General features: G+C 38.0%; 2 pseudogenes. Both read left to right on the forward strand.

Going from position 1 to position 2073, the window contains the following annotated elements:
* Positions 1-26 precede the first annotated feature (26 nt).
* A pseudogene (locus HMPREF0493_RS02370) lies at positions 27-639 on the forward strand (DedA family protein).
* A 16-nt stretch (positions 640-655) separates the two neighbouring features.
* Positions 656-2040 (forward strand): annotated as a pseudogene (locus HMPREF0493_RS02375) (APC family permease).
* Positions 2041-2073 lie beyond the last annotated feature (33 nt).

Below are 2073 nucleotides of genomic sequence, written 5' to 3' on the forward strand. Positions count from 1 at the left end.
ATTAATATAACTTTTAAGGAGCTAATATGTCTGCCTGGATTTTTTCATTAATTGATCATTTTGGATACTTGGCGATCGCTTTGCTAATTGCCATCTAAAACGTCTTTCCGCCAATTCCTTCAGAAGTAATTCTTTCATTTAGCGGCTTTATGACTGGCAAAACGCAGATGAATATTGTTGGTCTAGTAATTGCTTCTACGATTGGCTCTTTAATTGGAGCAATCATTCTTTATTGGATTGGTAGTTTGCTAACTGAAGAAAGATTAACCAAATTATTTGCGCATCCTCTTTTTAAAAAATTAGGCTTCAAAAAGGACGATGTTAAGCGTTCTATCGTGTGGTTTGACAAGCACGGCATCAAAACGATCTTTTTTGGTCGTTTTGTCCTGGTTATTCGCAGCCTAATCTCTCTATCCCAGCCGGAATTGCTAAGTAAATAAAACTTAGTTTCTCGTTTTAACTACGCTAGGCAGTTTAATTTGGAATACCGTCCTAATTTGCTTAGGTGCATATATGGGCAGCAAATGGCAGATAATTGTTACTATTTTTGAAGATTATTCATTAATCGTCGTCGCCGTTTTAGCAACACTAGTTTTCTTTGGTGCTTATCGCTGGTACCAAAAACGTTTAAAAAAATAATGAAAGTACGATAAACATGAAACTGCATATTTTCCGAAAGCAAAAAATCACAACTTATTTAGGAGAAGATATTAATTTTTCAAGAACGTTGACTGCTTTTGATCTAATGGCCATGGGTATCGGAGCTGTAATTGGCACCGGTATTTTTATTTTGCCTGGTACTGTGGCAGCAACTACTGCCGGTCCTGGCGTCAGCCTTTCCTTTTTGGTAGCTGCTGTAATCTGTGTTTTAATAGGAATGTGCTACGCTGAATTTGCCTCATCAATTCCTGTAGCTGGTTCAGCTTATTCTTACGGCAATATCATCTATGGTGAATTCATTGGCTGGTTAATGGGATGGGCGCTGATTCTTGAATACATGCTCGCCGTAGCCACAGTAGCAGCTGGTTGGTCATCATATTTTACAGCCTTTATTAAACCATTCGGAATAAAGTTGCCTAAAGCAGTGTCTGGTCCTTTTAATCCAAAACAAGGCGTGTATTTTGACCTTATCGCGGTAGTAGCTATCTTCTTAATTGCATTGCTGCTTGCGCAAGGAATGAAAAGTTCAATTAAAATCAATAACACGGCAGTCATTATTAAAATTGCGATTATTTTGATTTTCATTTTTGTTGGCTTGAATTTTATTAAACCTAGCAATTATCATCCCTTTTTGCCATACAAAATGGCGGGTGTCTTCAAAGGAGCAACTACAGTTTTCTTTGCCTTTCTAGGCTTTGATGTTGTATCCAGTTCTGCTGCCGAAGTCAAAAAGCCACAAAAAAACATGCCATTAGGAATCATTGGAACGCTAGCTGTGGCAGTAATTTTATACATGGGAGTATCTCTGGTTTTAACAGGGATGGTTAATTACACCAAACTTGATATCGCTAATCCAGTTGATTTTGCATTGCAGTATGTTCATCAGGACTGGCTGGCTGAACTTTTGTCATTAGGAGCAATGGTCGGAATGGCGTCAATGATGTTGACGATGATCTACTCTAGCTCACGCTTAATCTACGCAATGGCAAGAGATGGATTATTACCACACGTTTTTGTAAAATCGATGCCAAACACCATACACCACAGTTAGCACTTTTGGTAGTAACAATTGTAATCGCATTAGGTGCTGCGTTCTTTTCTGTCGATCAGCTAACCAATTTGGTCAGCTTCGGTACCTTGTTTGCATTTACTCTTGTCTCATTTGGCATTATCAGCTTGCGTTCGCGCACAGATATTAAAAATGTTGGCTTTAAAGTTCCAGGCTATCCTTATGTTCCCGTTGTCTCGGGCTTATGCTGCATCTTTATGATTTTTCAGTTAAACACCGATGTTTTCATCATGGCTGGTATTTGGCTGATCATCGGAATTGTTATCTATTTTGTTTATGGCTATCACCATAGTCAGCTGGAAAGTAAATAGCTTTACATAATTTGAAATATATTAATAAAAANA

This window comes from Lactobacillus amylolyticus DSM 11664, assembly GCF_000178475.1.
GTDB classification, from domain to species: Bacteria; Bacillota; Bacilli; order Lactobacillales; family Lactobacillaceae; genus Lactobacillus; species Lactobacillus amylolyticus.